Below are 18,565 nucleotides of genomic sequence, written 5' to 3' on the forward strand. Positions count from 1 at the left end.
AGCGGTTTTAACCAGGCCAAGTGGTTCAATTCAGTGAAGATTTACAAAAACTGCGATAGGATGAGGCAGAGCTTAAAAAAACAACACCCAAAGGAACTCCGGCTTTTGACCACTGATTCTGTGCCTTTGCTGCTGGCAGGCCCCATTCTGCGCCGTATCACCCCCACCCGCCTGACCTTCTGGCTGGCCACCTCTGCCGCTGTCGATTGTCAGTTGCGGCTGCAGAGCCACAGTGAACCCCCGTATTCGGCGCACTGCAGCAGCCAGCAACTGAGCGGCGCCACCACAGAGCTGCAACTGGCCAGCTCGCTGTACCTGCAGCTGATTGACCTGCCACTGCAGCAGCCGCTGCCATTGGAGCTGGCGGTTTATTATGATTTGCAGCTCAAAGCAAAGCAGGACTCACACTGGCAAAGCTGCTACCAGCTGGTTCACACCTTGCGGTACCCGGGCCAGCACTTGCCTTTTTTCCGGCTGCAGCCCCAGGTGCGGCAGCTGCTGCATGGCTCCTGCCGCAAACCGCATTTTAATGGCCCGGATGGCCTGGTGCGGGCCGATCAGTACCTGGCCGCTTGCTCAGCGCAGGACTGGCCCAGCCTGTTGATGCTCAGTGGTGACCAGATTTACGCCGACGATGTGGCCATGCCGATGCTGCATGCCATTCACCAACTGACGGAGAAACTGGGCTTTGCCGATGAAAAGTTGCCCAATGCCGAAATTCAGAGTTCATCAGAGTTGCATCAGCAGCGGCCTTATTACGGCCAGCGTGAGCAGTTATTGCCAGACACCCAAGCCGGCCGGCAGGTGTTGCAGCAAGTGTTTAAAGGGGTGCGAAAACCTGTATTCACCAGCGACAATGCACACAACCACCTGATTTCGTTTGCCGAAGTCTGCTGCATGTATTTACTGGTCTGGTCACCACAGTGCTGGTCCCTGCTGAGCAGCGGGCTACCTGCGGATCTGGTCCTGTCTTTACCTGCGAAACAACAACACAAAGCGCAGCAACAGCATCAGAGCATTCAGGCCTTTGCGGCCGGCCTGGGTCAGGTCCAGCGCTTGATGGCACATCTGCCAGTGGCGATGATTTTTGATGATCACGATATTTCCGACGACTGGAACCTGACAGCCGAATGGGAACAAACGGCCTACCAGCAGCCCTTTTCACGCCGTATTATCGGCAATGCCCTGTTGGGCTACGCCTTATTCCAGGGCTGGGGCAATACGCCGGAGCGTCATCAGCCGTTACTGCCCTTATGCCAGCAAGCGGCAGCAAAGCCAGGCAGTTCCGTGCATGATGACTGCATCAGTGCCTTACTGAAGTTTAACCAGTGGCATTATCAATGGCCGACCGAGCCGCCACTGATAGTGTTGGATACCCGCACCCAACGCTGGCGCTCCGAAGTCTCTGCGGCCAACCCGTCGGGCCTGATGGACTGGGAAAGCATTACGGATTTGCAGCAACAGTTATTGGGCAAAAAGGCGGTATTGCTGGTGTCTCCCGCCCCGGTCTTTGGTGTCAAACTGATTGAAGCCATTCAGCATCTGTTTACCGCCTTTGGCAAACCGCTGCTGGTGGATGCCGAAAGCTGGATGGCACATCCGGGCTCAGCCCATGCGCTGTTGAACCTGTTTCGTCACCCGAAAACACCGCAGAATTTTGTGATTTTGTCCGGCGATGTGCATTACAGCTTTGTATTTCAGGTGGGGTTGCGTTGCCGTGAGTACAGCCCGTCCATCTGGCAGATCACCAGCAGTGGCCTGAAGAATGAATTTCCCGCTCGCTTGTTGCAGTGGCTGGACAGATGCAACCGCTGGCTCTACGCCTCCCGCTCGCCACTAAACTGGCTGACCAAAAGACGGCAGATGAAAGTAACCCATCACAAACCAGTGGGAGCCACAGCAGGTCAGCGTCTGGTAAACAGCGCAGGTATTGGCCTGGTACAACTGACGGCAGATGGAGTGCCGCAGCGGGTGCTGCAGTTAACCGCCAAAGGTGAAACTGTCGAATTTGATCTGACCCAGGGCGATGATGAAGTCAGCGAAGATTACAGCCTGTGATCCCCGTCGGCCATAACGGCAGAGAGTTACTGATTGGCCTGTCGGAAGAAGTGCAGCTGCAACTGATAAAACGCATCGGTTTGCTGAAACTGCTGCAACGCCTGGCTGAACTGCTGCACCAGCTGTGGATCGCGGCCAAGCAGGTGGTAACTGTTCACCCCAAACCAGTGCAGTTGCTGCAGGCTGGCATCGTCAGGGGCGGTTTGCCGGTAGTAATACTCAAAGACATTGCGGTCCATCACCAAGGCATCCACCCGCTTTTTCAGCAGCATACTGGGTAACTTTTGTTGTTCCACCACCTCCTGGTAGCTGGCCAGCAGCGGCAACATGCGGCGATAATCGTCGGTTAAAAACTGGCTGGCGTTTTGAAAGGCCATCAGCCGCTTGCCGGCCAGATCGGTCAGACGCCGCACAGAGCGCAAGGCGTCCTTGCGGATAATCAGCACATTTTCATAACGGATATAAGGCACTGTGGCGTGCAGACCGTCCGGTACAGTGCGCTGCAAGGAGACTAAATCAGCCTGACCTTCGTTAAATTGCTCCAGCAACCGGCCATTGGGCACATGTAAAAAACGGGCACAACGCCCGGTTTGCTGACTGACGTGTTTCAGCAGTTCCAGCTCAAAGCCACTTTGCCTTTTGATGTCAATATAAGGAGGTTTATCCACCCCCACCAGAATGGCGAGTTTAGGACCGCTGCACGCCCACAGAGGCAGACACCAGATGCCGATCATGCATAGCCAGAACTTCATTAAGACTCCTTAGCAAAGGACACTTAGCTTAAGCAACAGGCTGAATATAATCCAGTTTTTTAGTGGCTCTGTTCGCAGAACTTACATTTTAATTACACAATTCGGTAACACCGGATTCACTGGTCTGTCATCTGCCCACTCCAGAATAAGCGCGAATTTGCCCGTCAGTGGTAAAGCCTGATACCTCAATGAATTAAAGGGAGATTGCGCGTGACTTTACAAAAAACCTTAGTGGCGATAGCCATCAGTGCCAGTCTGAGCCACCCGGCTTTGGCCGAAGAAGCAGCCAGCGCCGCGACCGCAGAAGCGGAAGTGGAAGTGATGGCGGTAACCGGCAAACGCATCAGCTATGCCAATAACACTGTCGATGAGGCGATGAAACAAAGTAAGTCCCCCATCGGCAACGTGATGGATCTCGTCAACCAGCTGCCGGGTATTACGGTCGGTCAGGGTGACGCCTTTGGCGGTGATGACTGGTCAACCACCATCAGTATGCGTGGTTTTGCCGTCAGTGGCAGTGAACAACAACTGGGTATTACGGTGGATGGTTTGCCTAACGGTGGTTCTTCTTATGGCGGTGGCAGTAAAGCCAACCGTTACCTGGACACCGAAAACACGGCTTTGGTGGAAGTGGGCCAGGGCACCTCTGATATCGCCTCAGCCTCATTGGATGCGCTGGGGGGCACGCTGAACTTTGTCTCGATAAACCCGGACGACGAAGAAAGCCTGAACTTCGGGGTGACAGGGGGTGACCACAATGCCCGTCGTTATTTCAGCCGCTACAACACAGGCGAGCTGGGCGGTCATACCAAAGCCTATGTCAGCCTGTCAGACAGCTACAGCAACAGATGGATTGGCACCGGCAGCAATGGCTTTACGGAACGCCTGCATGCCGAAGCCAAATCAGTGACCGAACTGGGCAACACCAAAATCACCGCCCGCTTCTCGTACGATGATGCCAATGAAGATAACTACAACACAGTGTCGCTGGCTCAGTTTGCTGAAAACCCGCATTGGGACCGCCTGACCAATGTCTGGACCGGCAACCCGGATATTGACCAGAACTTTGCCGAAGTCTGGTCAACCTTACGTGAAAACAGCTTCAGCTATGTCAAAGTCGAAACCGATTTAACCGACGATATCCAGCTGACTGTCACCCCTTACCTGCATCTGCAATCCGGCCGCGGCGACTGGATGCCCAACTACCAGGTCTATGTGGTGGATGCGCAGGGCAACCGCGTCACCCGCGGCACAGGCACAGGGGTACTGAGGCCCTACACCCATGTCGACTCACAGAACCGGCCAATTCTCGACCCGGCGGCCGATGTATCGGAGGCCACCCGGGTGTCATCTTACCGCCACACTCACTACGAAAAACAACGTCTGGGCATGACGTCTGAATTGTTCTGGGCTTTGGGTAACCACGAGCTGCGTGCCGGTGCCTGGCTGGAACAGCAGGAGCGGGATGAAAGCCGTGACTGGCACAATGTGATTGACCCGGTGCAATACCACTATTTCGATGCCTCGCCTTATTGGGTGCAGTACGACCGCACCTACGACACCGACACCCAAAAACTCTACCTGCAGGATCAGATCCGTCTGAGCGACGACCTGAGTGTGACCCTGGGGGTGAAGCAGTTTTACGTGGACGTGGAGCGCCAGGACAATATTGTGACGGCGAACCAGGGCCAGCTAGACAGCGATTCCGATCTGCTGCCTTCTGTGGGTCTGGTGTACAGCCTGACCAACCAGATTGAGTTGTTTGCTGGCTACACAGAAAACTTTAAAGCCATCAGCGACGCTATTCTGGAAACCAATCAGGATTACAACGCGCTGGAAGCCGAAACCGCTGACAATATTGATCTGGGTCTGCGTTACTTTGGCGATGCGCTGAACTTCTCTGTGACTTATTACGATGTCACCTTCGACAACCGCATTACCTATCTGCAGCCCGGCGCCAACGGTGGCCCGGATTACCTGAACGAGCTGGATGGCACTTATGTCAACGTCGGCGGTATTGACTCCAACGGCATTGAAGCCAGCATGGACTGGCAGTTGGGTTCAGGCTGGAGCCTCTATGGCGCTGCCACCCTGAACAAGGCCGAATACAACCGCACTGTGAACAGTCAGGTGCTGGATGAAGACGGCAATGTGGTGGTGGATGCAAACGGCAACCCGGTGATCAACCCGGCCGCGATTTTTGCCGGTGACAAAGTGGCTGGCTCGCCGGAGAAAATCTACAACCTGTCGCTGCGTTATCAGGGCCAAGCCTACCGTACCGGCCTCACAGCCCGTCATACGGCCAGCTACTTTGGCGCCGCCATGGGTGGCAATAAAGACGAGCTGCCAGCCTCCACAGTGCTGGATTTCTATGTCGGTTACAGCAAAACCCTGAGCAATTCAGAGCTGTTTAAAGGCCTGGATTTAGCCCTGGTGATCAACAACCTGAACGATGAAAGTTACCTGACAGGTGGTCAGGAAGGCGCTTACTTCATCGGTGCTGAACGCACAGCCAGCCTGACCCTGTCACTGGACTTCTGATAACTTTGGGGTCAGAGTACTACTCTGACCCCAATTTCTGGGGTTCACTTATTTCGCGCAGCTTTGCCGCCACTCATTGCGCTCCGCCAGCACCAGATCCGGGTAGTCACTGAATACCCCTTGCACTCCTTGCTGCATTAAGGCATTGGCCTCAAATCTCAGGCTGAAACTTTTGCCGTCTTTATCCTTTTGCAGGTAGTTGTCTTCGTCCCGCAAGGTATAAGGGTGCAGCTGAAATTGCTGTGTCAACGCAGCAAACTCAGGTTTTAATGTCACAGTGCCCTGCTGGTACAAATTGCTTTTCCAGGGCCCAACACCGCTGGCGTAACTTTGCAGCAAGCTTTTGCCTTCGCCTTGCAGCAACTGGCTGTAATCCAGCGGTAACGGCAGCCTGGCAATCAAGGCGGCCGCTTCACCATAGAGCCCGGTCAGTTGGGTCTTTTGCTGCTGGTGATACCAGATATCATAAGGCACTGAGAAATTGTCTTTGGGTGGCAGATAGGCTTTTCCGGTGTCACCCAGCAGCTGCACCAAGGGCAGGCTAACCCGGTATTTCGGCATCAGTTTCTGTTTCAGTTCCAGCAGATTTTGCAGTTCAAAGGACTGAATAAACACCCGTTTCGAGTCGGTAAAGCCGTGCTTTTTCAGCGCCTGCACTAAGAGTTCTGAGGTATTGAGGTGAATGGCCGTGCCATCCAGATGTTTGCCTTCAAACCGGAAAAAAGTCGGGTGTTTGGTCTCGGGGTAAATCCCGACTTTACGGCCGGTGTCCCGCTCAAACTGACGCACAGCAGCAATAATTTCGGCCAGCGTCACCAACTGGTACTGGTCATTATGGGCGACGCCCTGTGGCCGCAGCTGTGGCAAGGGTTCACGGGCTTTCAGTTGTTTAATTTCGGCCAGGCTGAAGTCTTCGGCAAACCAGCCCGTTACCTCCAGACCATCAATACGCTTTGTGGTTTTCCGGCTGGCAAACTGCGGCAGATCAGCCACGTTGGTGCTGTGGGTCAAATCATTTTCATGCCGGCTGATCAGCACCCCGTCGCGGGTAGGCACTAAATCCGGTTCAATAAAGTCGGCGCCCATTTTCATCGCCAGCTGGTAAGCCTCCAGCGTATGTTCAGGCAAATGGCCACTGGCACCACGGTGTGCCACCACCAGAAAATCCGGGCAGGCGGCCTGCGCTGTCAGCGGCAGCACAGCAGATAACCACAGGTAGTTCATCAATCAGACTCCGGTTAAAATTCTGTAGTTTAAAAGCCAGGTATGACAAGCCCGTGACGCTCAAAGCCATCAGTTGTCAGTGCCGCTGCTGCGCCAATAAATACAAACCGCTGCCCATAATCACAGTCGCCCCTATCAGCAATGACCAGCCAGGCACATGCTGCCACAGCAGCCAGTCAAAACCTAAACCCCAAATCAGCGCCGTGTACTCAAAGGGAGCAATGACGGACGCAGGGGCCAGCCGGAACGCTTCGGTAATACACACCTGGCCTATGGCGCCGGTGAGCCCCAGCGCCAGCATCCAGGGCAGATAATCTGCCGACAAGGGAACCCAGTCCGGCCAGGCCAGAGCACCGGCCCCCAGACCGATCATCGACATCAGCCAGAACACCATATTGCCACTGTTGTCCGTGCGGGCCAGCACGCTGACCGTCACCGCCGAGATGGCGTAACATAAAGCCGACAACAAGGCCGCCAGGGCTCCCAGGCTTAATAACTGGTTGCCTTCGGGTTTGAGCATCCACAGCACAGCCACCATGCCCACTGCGATGGCTACCCATTGCCGCAGATGCACTTTTTCCTTCAGAAACCAGACCGACAGCAGGGTGATCAGCAAAGGAGCGGCAAAAAAAATGGCATAAGCGTCTGCCAGCGCCAAAGTACGGATGCTGAACACAAAAGCCGCCAGCATCACGATGCCAAGCACGGCACGCAGCAAATGCAAAGACCAGCGGGCCTTGAGTAAATGTTGCACCCGGCCGGTGGCCAACAACCAGCCGACGATCAGGGGCCAGGCAAATAAAGCCCGCAAGGCGGTGATCTGCATAGGCCCATACTGCGCCGTCAGATGTTTCATGCAGGCGTCCATCGCAGAGAAAAAACCCACCGCGGCTACCATAAAGAAAATACCCTGCCTGACCTGGTGTGCAGCCATGTTTCAGTTCTCCCGTTTCAACAACTGCTGCAATCTGAAGATTGTGCGCTGAACTGTCAACAGAAGAAGCGGAACTTGTTCTAAATCAAAGAGGAAACACTGAGTTGCCAGGATAATCAGCTGGCGTTTAACGCACAGGGTTCAGCAAGCATTTTTGCAGTCTTCCCAGCCTGTCTTTGCAACGCCCCTTTATCGGGGCGTCTTTTTTGGCAGGACTTACTGCGCCAACGCCTGTTCAATGGCATTGACCAGATCTTCAGGTTTGGTGCTGGGGGCGGCCCGCAAAATGACCTGACCGTCACGGCCAATCAGAAACTTGGTGAAGTTCCATTTAATGCTTTGGGTGCCAAACAAGCCAGGTTTGGCCTTTTTCAGTGCACTGAACAAAGGCAAAGCATCAGGGCCGTTGACATCCACCTTGGCAAACAGCGGAAAACTCACCCCATAATTCAGTTCACAAAAGCTGCTGATTTCTGTTTCATCGCCCTGCTCCTGCTTGCCAAACTGATTGCAGGGAAACCCCAAAATCACCAGGCCGCGGTCTTTGTACTGCTGATACAGCTGCTCCAGCCCTTTGTATTGAGGGGTAAAACCACAGGCGCTGGCTGTATTGACTACCAGTACCACCTGTCCTCTGTATTGGCTTAAATCCACTGTGTTGCCACGAATGTCTTTCACCTGCTGCGCCAGAATATCCGTCATCTGTGTTCTCCGTTGTTTTTCAACAAAAAAACCAGTCTGAAAGAAAATCAGTCGGCTGACTACTGGAATATTTCAATCAGCTTATTCTATTTTTCCGATAGATCCGTTGACACAGCACCGGCAAAACACAAATGCGGCCATTGCAGCTTGGCCCGGAACATCGCCTGATCAGCCAGGCACAACAAGCTGTCCGCATCCACCGCATGTTGAGGATACAAAGCCACCCCTATGCTGGCTTCGAGCTGCAGGCTCTGCTGCTGCCAGAGAAAAGTCAGCTGGCAGGCCTGTGTCAGTTTTTCCAGCACAGGGGCCACTTCAGCGGCATTCTGACAATCCATCAACACCACAAACTCATCCCCCCCCAGTCGGGCTACAGTGTCCGTATCCCGCAGCGCGGTCTTCAGCGCAGTGGCCAGCGCGCACAAAGCCGCATCCCCCGCCGCATGGCCATACTGATCATTAATTTGTTTGAATTTATTTAAGTCGACAAAGCAGAGCGCCAGCACCCGGTTTTCCCGCCTGCAGCGGGCCAGGCCCTGTTGCAGCCGGTCCATCAGCAGCGCACGGTTTGGCAAGCCGGTTAAGCAATCATAAAATGCCAGATGCTGCAGTTGCTGCAGCACCTGTTTATGGGAGGTGATATCGCGGGCAACCGCCACCCGCACCTGCTCCTGTTCGGACCAGCGGGCTGACCACTGTAAATGCACCACAGAACCGTCTTTGCGGATGTAGCGGTTTTCAAATTCAGTTTTGACCTGACCGGCCATAATGTCGTTTACCGCCAACAAAGTACGGTCTTTGTCATCCGGGTGCATAAACTCCAGCATATTCCGACCACGCATTTCCGCCGGTTTATAGCCAAAGACCCGCTGGGCACCGGGGCTTAAGTAGACAAAAACGCCGTGCTTATCCACCACGCAAACGGCTTCCAGCAACTCATCAATAAGCTGACTTAACGAATGAAACTGACGTAACGGCATCACAGCACACCTACAACAAGCCTGTGTCTACCATAGCAAAAAAAAGCCGTGCTGAAAGCAGTTCCAGCAGATGTCCCCCTCCTGACAAAAATTGTAAATAAATTGATGTAAAAAGTTGATTTAACTAAAAAAGGAACTAAGGTTTTCTTGCTCCTCATGCAGGAACAATCCGTCACCACCAACAAGGACTCATCATGAACAGCATCAGCATTCCGGCTCTGGCCGTCGCCATCGCTTGTGGTTTCAGCAGCACAGCACAGGCCGACTCGTTACGGATCAGCGCCGCAGAATTTGCCAAAGACCCGGCCCGGGTTGCGGCTCTACGCGCTGGTATTGAGAAAATGCGGGCCAGTAATCAAGCCGATCCGTTGTCAGCCCGGTTTCGCACCAGCTTTAACTACTGGGCCAATACCCACGGTTATTTTGGCACCGGCGGCAATGCCACCAATTTGCCTAAATACATTGCTTACCGTATGCCGCAGTGCCTGGCTATTCTGAGCCAGGCTCAATGTGACGCCTATTATCAGCATATGCATAACAGCACAGTGCCCGCCGATGGTTTTACAGAGAATGTCTGGGGGACCTGCCAGCATGGCAACCTGAATTTCCTGCCCTGGCACCGTATGATGCTGTATTTTTACGAACGCACTGTGCGTAAATACGTCGGGCCCGACTACGCACTGCCCTACTGGGATTATTATCAGGAAAAAGCCGCCAATGGCCAGGGCCTGGCTTTGCCTGCCCTGGTGCGGGGGGCACAGACCGGCTCCTTGTATGATCCGTTTCGCACTCCTGGCCTGAATGAAAACACCAGCGCGATAGACCCGGATAACGCCAGTGCAGCCCAGGCCTTTAAATTCAATGACTTTACTCAGTTTTCCAACCAGTTGCAGGGCCAGCCTCATGGGGTGATGCACTGTGCCGTGGGGCAGAACTGTGCCTTGCCCAATATGGGATTTGTGCCTATTGCTGGCTTGGATCCGGTGTTTTATATGCATCATGCGAACATTGACCGGCTCTGGCAGTGCTGGCTGAACCGTAAAGCAGCTGGTCAGCCCATTACGCTGGAGTGGGCGAAAAAGAACCTGGGTATGCCAGACAGTTGGTACAACATCAGCTACACCTTTGCTGATGAAAACGGGGCTGTGGTCAGCATGACGATTGCGGATGTGTTTACACCAGGCAAAATTCCGGTGCGTTATGCCAATGAAACCCAGTGTGAAGGCCAGGAGCCGTTTATGGGCAGCAAAGCCAAAACTGCGAAAGCCAGTTTGTTTAAAACCAATCATCAGCCGGTCAGCAGCAACAACGCAGTGCGGCTGATGGGTGTCAGTCAGAAGGTGTCACTGGACCCACAAACCGCCACGCTGATGCAAAGTTCAGAAAAACTGAATTTGCTGAGCCAGTCGCCCGGTCAGACCTTTTTGATACTGGATGATGTGCGGATGATTGGTGCGCCCCATCTGACCTACAAGATTTACCTGTCCTCTGAACAAAACCCGGAGCAGAAAGTCTATGTCGCCACCATTAACTTCTTCGGTGTCCTGGACCATGAGCATGGCGGCCATGCAACCCATAGCGGACATATAGGTCAGCTGGTCTATCAGGTCAGTGATCAGGTTCAGCAACTGGGTGCCGCAGCGGCCGATTTAACAGTGCAGTTTGTCGCCACCGACCTGACCACCAACAAGGTGGAGGAAAAAACGCTGGAAACCGGTCTGGCGATTGGCCAGATACGGCTGGAAACTGGAGCCAACTAAGCCCCCTCACAGCATCAGTCCAGCTCAAAGGGCTGATGCTGCAAACAGCCTGTCCTGCTGGACCAGCCTCTGGTTTACCCGGCCCGCTCCTGCAATAATCAGCGGCTGACAAGGAGCAAAGATGCGTTATTCCAATATTGTGGTCCTGACAGGCGCTGGTATTTCGGCCGAATCCGGTATTAAAACCTTTCGCGATCAAAACGGCCTGTGGGAAAACCACGCCATTGAAGAGGTTGCCACCCCCGAAGGCTTTGCCGCCAATCCCGCTCTGGTACACCAGTTTTACAATGCCCGCCGTGCTCAGCTGCTGGACCCGGCACTAAAACCCAACGCCGCCCATCTGGCGTTAGCCCAACTGGAGCAACAACACTGTGCTGCGGGTGGCCACTTTTTATTAATCACCCAAAACGTGGATAACCTGCACCAGCGTGCCGGCTCGAAGCGGCTGATCGCCATGCATGGGCAGTTGCAACAGGTCAAATGTGTGCAAAGTGGTCGTTCTCAGCACTGGACCGGGCCACTCAGTCCCTCTGAGCCTTGCAGTTGCTGCACGCCCACTCAGCCGCTGCGGCCCGATATTGTCTGGTTTGGCGAAATGCCGTACCAGATGGAACAGATTGAGCAGGCATTGCGCCAGGCAGATCTGTTTATGGCTATCGGCACGTCCGGCCAGGTGTACCCCGCTGCGGGTTTCGCCGCTTTGGCGGCGGCCAGCGGAGCTTATACGGTAGAGCTGAACCTGGCAGCCACCCGCGGCGAATTTGCCGCCGGTCTGTATGGCCCCGCCAGCAAAGTGGTGCCGCAGTTTATAACCCAACTTCTGAATCCGTAAAACCTGGAGTACTGATTGAAATTGTTCATAAGACTGCCGCTGCCCCGAATACCGATCTCGGCTTAAATAATTGATTTTCATAAATTTGACATCAAACCGTCGCCAGAACATCAACACCCGTTAACAATTACGTCATCTTTACCCGCTGTAATGTCGCGAGCTTTTTCAGGTCATGACATTGGAGTCAAGATGAATAACAAGAACTTTCAAATCGATAATTCGGGTATAGACCCACAAACCAATTTCTCCGACAACCCGGAGTTTCAGCAAGTCCTGGCCAGCCGCCGCAGCTTTTTAAAAGGCTCTTTGGGAGCTGCTATCGCCACCCTCATGGGCACCACACTGGCCGGCTGCGACACCGACAGTGCTGACCCGGTGAAATTACCTGAAGCCCAGCTGCCAGAACCAGCGCCAGTGTTATTGGGTTTTACCGCGCTGGCAGCGGCCCGGCCCGACACCATTCTGGTACCCCAGGGTTACACAGCCCGCGCTTTTTTACCTATGGGCACACCACTGCTGGGCAGTTATCCCGCCTATAAAAACGGCGGCCAGAACACTGGCGCTGAAATGGAACAACAAGTAGGCGCCCACCATGACGGTATGCATTTTTTCCCGTTAGACGCCCGCAGCACTCACCAAAACAGTGCTGAAGGTTTATTGGTGTTTAACCACGAATACCTGGACCCGGATTTATTGCACCCGAACGGCGCCACAGGTCTGCCCCGCCCGGCCGACGAAGTACGCAAGGAAGTGGCGGTGCACGGTGTGACAGTGGCCCACATTAAAAAGGACGCCTCAGGTGAATTCCAACTGGTGCAAGGCAGCCCTTTGAACCGTCGCATCACAGGCGCCACCCCAATGGAGCTGACAGGCCCTGTGCGTGGCCATGCCAAAGTGGTGACCAAATACAGCCAGGACGGCACCCGCACCCGCGGTACCCTGAACAACTGTGGTAACGGCTTTACGCCCTGGGGCACTTACCTGACCTGTGAAGAAAACTGGGCCGGTTATTTTATGAATGCCGACGCGACCCAGCCGCGTGAACACAGCCGTTATGGCGTGGGTAAAACAGCCAGCCGTTACTACTGGGAAACCGCCGACAATGGCGCCGATCAGTACCAGCGCTTTAATGCCAGCAGCCTGGCGGCCGACGCCAGCGCCGACTACCGCAATGAACCCAATACCTTTGGCTGGATTGTCGAAATCGACCCCTTCAACCCGGACAGCGTGCCACAAAAACGCACCGCTTTGGGCCGCTTTGGCCACGAAGGGGTGATCTTTGGCCCTGTCACCGAAGGTCAGCCTGTCACTGTGTATTCTGGCGACGACTCGCAGTTTGAATACATCTACAAATACGTCTCCAACGCCCCTTATTACAAGGCCACAGCCGGCGGCCACCTGCTGAACGATGGCACTCTGTATGTCGCCAAATTTAACGCGGACGGCAGCGGTGAATGGCTGGCACTGGACATCAACAACGCTGCCTTACAAAGCGCAGCCGCTGCGGCCGGTGTGGTGTTTGACAGCCAGGCCGATGTGCTGCTGAATACCCGTTTAGCCGCCGACCTGGTGGGCGCCACCAAAATGGACAGACCTGAATGGGGCGCGGTGCACCCGGCCACAGGTGAGGTGTATTTCACCCTGACCAACAACACCCGCCGCACTGCAGCACAGGTTGACCCGGCTAACCCGCGCGCCAATAACGCCACAGGCCATATCATCCGCTGGAAAGAAAGCAGCAGCTCAGTGCGCAGCTTTAACTGGGATATTTTCCTGCTGGCCGGTGATGTGGGCACAAACACACCGGGCACCAACATTACGCTGACCGCCGACAACCATATGGCGAGCCCGGACGGTTTGTGTTTTGACGCCAATGGTCTGCTCTGGATCCAGACCGATATGAGCGGCAGCCAACAAGGCGAAGGCCCATTTGGCAATAACCAGATGCTGGTGGCCAACCCGGCCACCAAAGAAATTAAACGTTTCCTGGTAGGCCCAATGGATGCCGAAATCACCGGCCTGGCCTTTACACCCGATGGTAAAACCATGTTTGTGAATATTCAGCACCCGGGTGACCGCTCCACCCCCACCAATCTGACCAGCCACTGGCCAGCCAACGACGGCACCAGCCACCCCCGTTCGGCCACAGTCATTGTCACCAAAGACGATGGCGGCTTGATTGGCAGCTAGGTTTTAGAACGGGTCGGTTTGGCACCTTTGAGAAGAAATTTATACGATCTGTTGTAGGGGCGCACCTTGGTGCGCCCTTTGTATTTCGGTAGTTCAACTTGCATAACCTGTCCTGCACCGCGGCAAGCAAATCAGCAACAGGAGACTACTGCATTCGCCCGTTCGCTTCTGGCGCGCTCACTTTTATATTGCTCACTCCGCAGTCACCTGCAGCTGCTTTGCTAAAAGACTTATGAGAAATACAAAATAAACATGCCCACCCTAACCTCTCCCCCTCCGCTAAGGATGAGCTTTTCCTCGCAACCCACACATTTACAACTAAAAAACATCCTTTTTGAATTTTGTTGACAAAAACGAAACCAAGGCATTAACATCGAAATGCACTTTTTTGGTACACAAAAGGATGCTTTAAATGCAAGATGATGCTATCGGGTTAATAATATTTTTGTTAATCAACATATCAATTTCAATTTATTTCTATAGAAAAACCAACAGTCTTTATCAATATTTTTTGGTATCGGCAGTTACAACCATCATTATATTTGAATTGGTTTCAGCGATAAGCAATGGCTTCTTATCTCCATTTTGGATGATTGAAGTGTTAATTGGATTTTTTATATCATTAATAATATCAGGAGGTGTGCACCTCATACGAAAATCAATTAATATTTAAACAAAAAATGAAAATAATTTCATTTAGAAAAGGAACTTAAATGAAAAAATTATTAATTTTGACAACATTCTTATTTACTGCTTTTCTATCAGGAAAAGCATCTGCAGCATTATTGACTACGGGCGATTTTTCTCACCTCGACATTGAAGTCAGAAATGAAGTCAAATTGCTCAACAATAGAACCACCAGAGCAGATATTGGCGTTTGTCGCGGCGGAGTTACCAATAGACAGCTGTGCGCACAAATTTATGGCGCGTCAATTAAATATGTAACACTTATTGACTTTGGTGTAAGTTATGAAGTTCAACCTATATACAACTCCAGCGGCAACGTTGTAGATTATAACTACATAGATTTATGGGGAGCAAAAGATGCATTCTTCTATATACTGGGTAATAAGTTAAGAACTTCAATTGCGAATGACCCAGATGCCTACATTGATTTCAATCCTGCACTTGAAAATAACATAATGTTAAACAGGGTTGGTGATTCTATTGCGTTAAATCTACCCAGCTCATTAGGCAGTTACACGTCGGTCAATAAATCAATTTCTGTCTTATTAAACTCAAGCAGTCAGCAGTACTGTGGCTCAGGATGGAATCAAGCAATTGTTCCAGAGCAGCCATTCCATAGCGCTTGCGAAATTCATGATTATTGTTATGCATCAAGCAACCCTAAATCATTCTGTGATGAAGAGTTTCTTCGAAACATGATTAATATATCGCTGAATCGTGTGAATAGCGAAACAGATGACTGGAAATCATTGGTGAAACTGACAGCTTATTTAGCAATGGCACAACTGTATTATGAAGCGGTAGATAACTATGGTTTAGGCGCATGGTGTAAAGCAACTACTAGCTCACAAAAGCAAGATTGCGCCAATCTAGGCAGTGGCGGTGGAATAATCAGAGACCCGAATGCTGGCACTGGTAGATATAAGTCTTACAACGGAATGTTAGTGTGTGCAGAATGGGTAGAAGTAAAAAATACCACTTCAGATGGCTTATACTGCACAAGATATAGATACGAACCATAACACCTTCACTATTGTATTTTAGCTTCGCAGCCCTTACTAGCTAAATGTAAGGGCTATTAAACTTAGATATTAAATTACTCTTATCAAAATACAATCAGAATAACTACTATCCTACCACAGATAATTATGATTAATTATCACCCAACAATATGAAGAAGACATTTAAAGAGTAATTCCTTTTAATCTACAGGTCATTTCTCTAAAAAAGCACTCAGATCAGAGAGTTCTACACCATATTTCTTCTCATAAATATAACGAGCCAACTCAGACATTTGTTCAAATTGTTTCTCACTGATACTCAAGAACTGTAGCCGGCGACTGGTGACCACTCAAGGATGGTTATGAAACCCGTTCAGATTATCGGGCTGTTATTCAGCCTGCTTGCTTTTGGCTATTACGCATCATTTTCAGATGGGCTCACCACAGACAGCTCACCTACAGGCGGCTTTGGGGTCATGCTGGTGTTTCTGCTGCAAATTATTTCAGCCTGTTTACTGATCCCCAGCTCATTCTGGTTATGGCGCAAAAAAACCAGGGAATTCACCGGCTTTAATACCCCATTTTGGCTGACTCTGCTGGGCGTGAATTCGCTGCTGTCCCTGCTCTACACTGGTTATCTGCTGATGCTGCTGGGTACTCTGGCCTGGTTTTTAATACAGATAAAGTAAGGCCTGTGCTGCGCCTGTTCAGATAACAGAACCACAAATGAAGCCGTAAAAAGCGCCACTTGTGGTCACTGCGATTATTTTGGTGGGCCCTCGACCAGCAGTAAGGCTAAACGCCGCACCAGGGGTAACACCACCAGCACCACAGGAAAAGCCACCATCCAGGAGATGCCCCAGGCACCTAACCAGGTCTGCAGCAGTTCCGGGCTCAGGCCAATGCTTTTAATGGTGGCCACCAAAGACACAATACAGCTCATCAACAGTGAGAGTAAAAAAGGCATCACCAGCCTCATATATGTATGCGGTAACTTCTTCATCGTGAACTTAATACCCTAACTGCGGAGCATCGAACTCTTCAGGTTCGTCGGAATAGACACAAACATTCCAGTCCGCCGCCAGACCGTCCTCTGCCAGGCAATACCGCTGGAAAAACTCTTTAATTTCAGCGCGCTGGCAATGGGCCTCAAAACTGGGCAGATCGGCCCAGATTTCGTTAAACACAATAGGAAAACTGCTACCTGGCGCAAAATCGCTCTGAATTTGCCGGGTCACTCTGTACTGCAGGCAACCATCTTCACGCAGGGTGTTGGGTTCCAGGCTTTGCAGCACTTTAAACAATTCGGCCGTTTTGCCCGGTTTGGGCTGAAACTGGGCGATGCAATACACTTTTTTCGACATGCGAACTCCGTCAGGTTGTGCCAGACGCCCAGCTTTGCAGCTGGCGCTCCGACTGAAAATGGTGTTTAGCCCCACTGATGGGATCAACAAAACTTAAACTTTTGGCCAGCAGTTGCAACGGCTGGCTGAAATTCCCGCGCTGTTTCGGCTGCAACTCTGGGTAATACTTGTCCCATAAAATAGGGCAGCCAATCTGCTGCATATGCAGGCGCAGCTGATGGGTTTTGCCGGTATGGGGGCAGAGTTCAAATAAACCAACCGAGTTGCGACGGTCAACCAGTTGCAGGCTGGAATCGGCATTCACTTCGCCATCAAACTGACGCATTAAAAAACGCGGCTCGGATTTTTCAATACGGTTCTGAATGCGCCAGTGCTGCGGCAGCTGTGTCTGCTGTAACTGCGCTGGCAATTCGGCTACGGCCTGATACTGCTTTTGCACTTTGCCTTCGGCAAACAGCTGGTAATACGCAGCACGGCTTTGGGGCTGACAGGAAAACAGCACCAGCCCTGCGGTTTCATTGTCCAGCCGGTGCACAGGCACCAGATCAGTCAGGCCTGTATCCCGTTTCAATCTTTCCAACAGGCATTCGTTGACAAAGTCGCCGCCAGGGATCACCGGCAAAAAATGGGGTTTGCAGGCCAGCAGAATATGCTCGTCGCGATACAGCAACTGATGCGCAAACGGAATGACAGGTTCGGCCGCCACTTCACGAAAATAACAGACCCGACGGCTGGGTCTGAATGGGGTGTCAGGCCGGATCGCTTCGGCACTGTCGAACCAATACACTTTGCCATCCAGCATACGCTGCTGCCACACCTCCGCAGCGATGCGGTGAAAATGTGCGCATAAAAATGCCAATACAGTGCCCCAGCCCTGATCTGTCGCAGGTAAGGTAATTTCTGACGGGGTAATGGCTTTGCTCACGGCGCCTCCGGGGTTGAAGGCGCGTAGTTAACAGACTTTTGCCGACATATTCAAGTTAATCACGGGTTTTGAACCTACCCAGAGGTAACATGCGGTACAAGGTGTTGTCTTTGCGGCCATAATGGTGCCACAGCGCCATCAGCGCATGGCCACCAATCAGGTAGTAGCCCAGGGTAGCGCCCAGCTTATGCAGGTCTTCCAGTTGATGGGCTAAATCGCTGTCCTCGCCCGTCAAGAGCGGAACCGACAGACCCCAGAACTGAAAGTCATGACCTTCCAGGCTCAGCACCAGGTAACCCAATACAGTCATACCCAGCATCCAGCCATAAATCAGCAAGTGGCCGAGGCCAGCCAGACGCTGTGCCAGCATAGTCGGGCCAGGCACAATAGCCGGAGCTTTGTCCAGCAACCGCGCCAGTATGCGAAAACCGGTCAGCAGCAATAAAGTCAGCGCCAGGCTGTAATGCAGAGCTTTGACCAAGTCCCGGGATTCACTGCCCCGTTCAAATAAAGTGCGGCTTTCCATCGACAGATACACCAGCACCATCAGTAGCAGACTGAGCCAATGCAAACCAATAACAACCGAACTGTACCTATGACCCTGACTATTCATTG

Annotated in this window: 16 protein-coding genes; 7 read left to right on the forward strand and 9 right to left on the reverse strand. The window is 52.4% G+C overall.

The window, feature by feature from the left end:
- The first annotated feature begins 105 nt into the window (after positions 1–105).
- Positions 106–2,058 carry an alkaline phosphatase D family protein gene (locus WKJ03_RS06000; RefSeq protein WP_337841264.1) on the forward strand — a complete coding sequence of 651 codons (1,953 nt, stop codon included), beginning with the start codon at positions 106–108 and terminating at the stop codon, positions 2,056–2,058.
- A gap of 26 nt (positions 2,059–2,084) precedes the next feature.
- Here WKJ03_RS06000 and WKJ03_RS06005 read toward each other — a convergent pair whose 3' ends face one another.
- Positions 2,085–2,810 (reverse strand): transporter substrate-binding domain-containing protein, encoded by a 726-nt coding sequence (locus WKJ03_RS06005; RefSeq protein ID WP_337841265.1) that lies wholly within the window; start codon positions 2,808–2,810, stop codon positions 2,085–2,087.
- A 210-nt stretch (positions 2,811–3,020) separates the two neighbouring features.
- Between WKJ03_RS06005 and WKJ03_RS06010 the strand changes: the two genes are divergently transcribed.
- Complete coding sequence (locus WKJ03_RS06010) at positions 3,021–5,351, forward strand: TonB-dependent receptor (RefSeq protein ID WP_337841266.1); 2,331 nt, start codon at positions 3,021–3,023, stop codon at positions 5,349–5,351.
- Between the two features lie 48 nt (positions 5,352–5,399).
- Here WKJ03_RS06010 and WKJ03_RS06015 read toward each other — a convergent pair whose 3' ends face one another.
- The 4 genes from WKJ03_RS06015 to WKJ03_RS06030 all read right to left on the reverse strand — a co-directional run bounded on the left by WKJ03_RS06015 (position 5,400) and on the right by WKJ03_RS06030 (position 9,191).
- Complete coding sequence (locus WKJ03_RS06015; protein WP_337841267.1) at positions 5,400–6,575, reverse strand: glycerophosphodiester phosphodiesterase family protein; 1,176 nt, start codon at positions 6,573–6,575, stop codon at positions 5,400–5,402.
- Between the two features lie 76 nt (positions 6,576–6,651).
- Positions 6,652–7,509: a DMT family transporter gene (locus WKJ03_RS06020; RefSeq protein ID WP_337841268.1), complete on the reverse strand. Its 858-nt coding sequence runs from the start codon at positions 7,507–7,509 to the stop codon at positions 6,652–6,654.
- Positions 7,510–7,725: 216 nt separating this feature from the next.
- A complete protein-coding gene (locus WKJ03_RS06025; RefSeq protein WP_337841269.1) occupies positions 7,726–8,211 on the reverse strand; it encodes a glutathione peroxidase in 486 nt (161 codons plus the stop codon).
- An 86-nt stretch (positions 8,212–8,297) separates the two neighbouring features.
- The gene (locus WKJ03_RS06030) at positions 8,298–9,191 is read right to left on the reverse strand and encodes a diguanylate cyclase (protein ID WP_337841270.1); all 894 of its coding nucleotides are present in this window, start codon (positions 9,189–9,191) and stop codon (positions 8,298–8,300) included.
- 194 nt (positions 9,192–9,385) lie between these two features.
- Between WKJ03_RS06030 and WKJ03_RS06035 the strand changes: the two genes are divergently transcribed.
- From WKJ03_RS06035 to WKJ03_RS06055, 5 genes are all read left to right on the forward strand, one after another.
- The gene (locus tag WKJ03_RS06035; protein WP_337841271.1) at positions 9,386–10,951 is read left to right on the forward strand and encodes a tyrosinase family protein; all 1,566 of its coding nucleotides are present in this window, start codon (positions 9,386–9,388) and stop codon (positions 10,949–10,951) included.
- 121 nt (positions 10,952–11,072) lie between these two features.
- Positions 11,073–11,783: a Sir2 family NAD+-dependent deacetylase gene (cobB, locus tag WKJ03_RS06040; RefSeq protein WP_337841272.1), complete on the forward strand. Its 711-nt coding sequence runs from the start codon at positions 11,073–11,075 to the stop codon at positions 11,781–11,783.
- A 189-nt stretch (positions 11,784–11,972) separates the two neighbouring features.
- Positions 11,973–13,973, forward strand: a complete 2,001-nt coding sequence (locus tag WKJ03_RS06045) for a PhoX family phosphatase (protein ID WP_337841273.1) — start codon at positions 11,973–11,975, stop codon at positions 13,971–13,973.
- Between the two features lie 713 nt (positions 13,974–14,686).
- Entirely contained in the window at positions 14,687–15,682 is a 996-nt protein-coding gene (locus WKJ03_RS06050) for a hypothetical protein (RefSeq protein WP_337841274.1), read from the forward strand.
- 341 nt (positions 15,683–16,023) lie between these two features.
- The gene (locus WKJ03_RS06055) at positions 16,024–16,350 is read left to right on the forward strand and encodes a hypothetical protein (protein WP_337841275.1); all 327 of its coding nucleotides are present in this window, start codon (positions 16,024–16,026) and stop codon (positions 16,348–16,350) included.
- A 74-nt stretch (positions 16,351–16,424) separates the two neighbouring features.
- On the opposite strand, the gene WKJ03_RS06060 is transcribed toward WKJ03_RS06055, so the two are convergent.
- Genes WKJ03_RS06060 through WKJ03_RS06075 form a run of 4 tightly spaced genes read right to left on the reverse strand, consistent with a single transcriptional unit; the run spans position 16,425 to position 18,563 of the window.
- Positions 16,425–16,628: a DUF2798 domain-containing protein gene (locus tag WKJ03_RS06060; protein ID WP_337841276.1), complete on the reverse strand. Its 204-nt coding sequence runs from the start codon at positions 16,626–16,628 to the stop codon at positions 16,425–16,427.
- 43 nt (positions 16,629–16,671) lie between these two features.
- Positions 16,672–17,025, reverse strand: a complete 354-nt coding sequence (locus tag WKJ03_RS06065; RefSeq protein ID WP_337841277.1) for a putative quinol monooxygenase — start codon at positions 17,023–17,025, stop codon at positions 16,672–16,674.
- 10 nt (positions 17,026–17,035) lie between these two features.
- Entirely contained in the window at positions 17,036–17,950 is a 915-nt protein-coding gene (locus WKJ03_RS06070; RefSeq protein WP_337841278.1) for a pseudouridine synthase, read from the reverse strand.
- Between the two features lie 55 nt (positions 17,951–18,005).
- Complete coding sequence (locus WKJ03_RS06075) at positions 18,006–18,563, reverse strand: cytochrome b (RefSeq protein WP_337841279.1); 558 nt, start codon at positions 18,561–18,563, stop codon at positions 18,006–18,008.
- Between the last annotated feature and the right edge of the window lie 2 nt (positions 18,564–18,565).

Origin of the sequence: Rheinheimera sp. (genome assembly GCF_037442525.1) — a bacterium.
GTDB lineage: Bacteria > Pseudomonadota > Gammaproteobacteria > Enterobacterales > Alteromonadaceae > Pararheinheimera.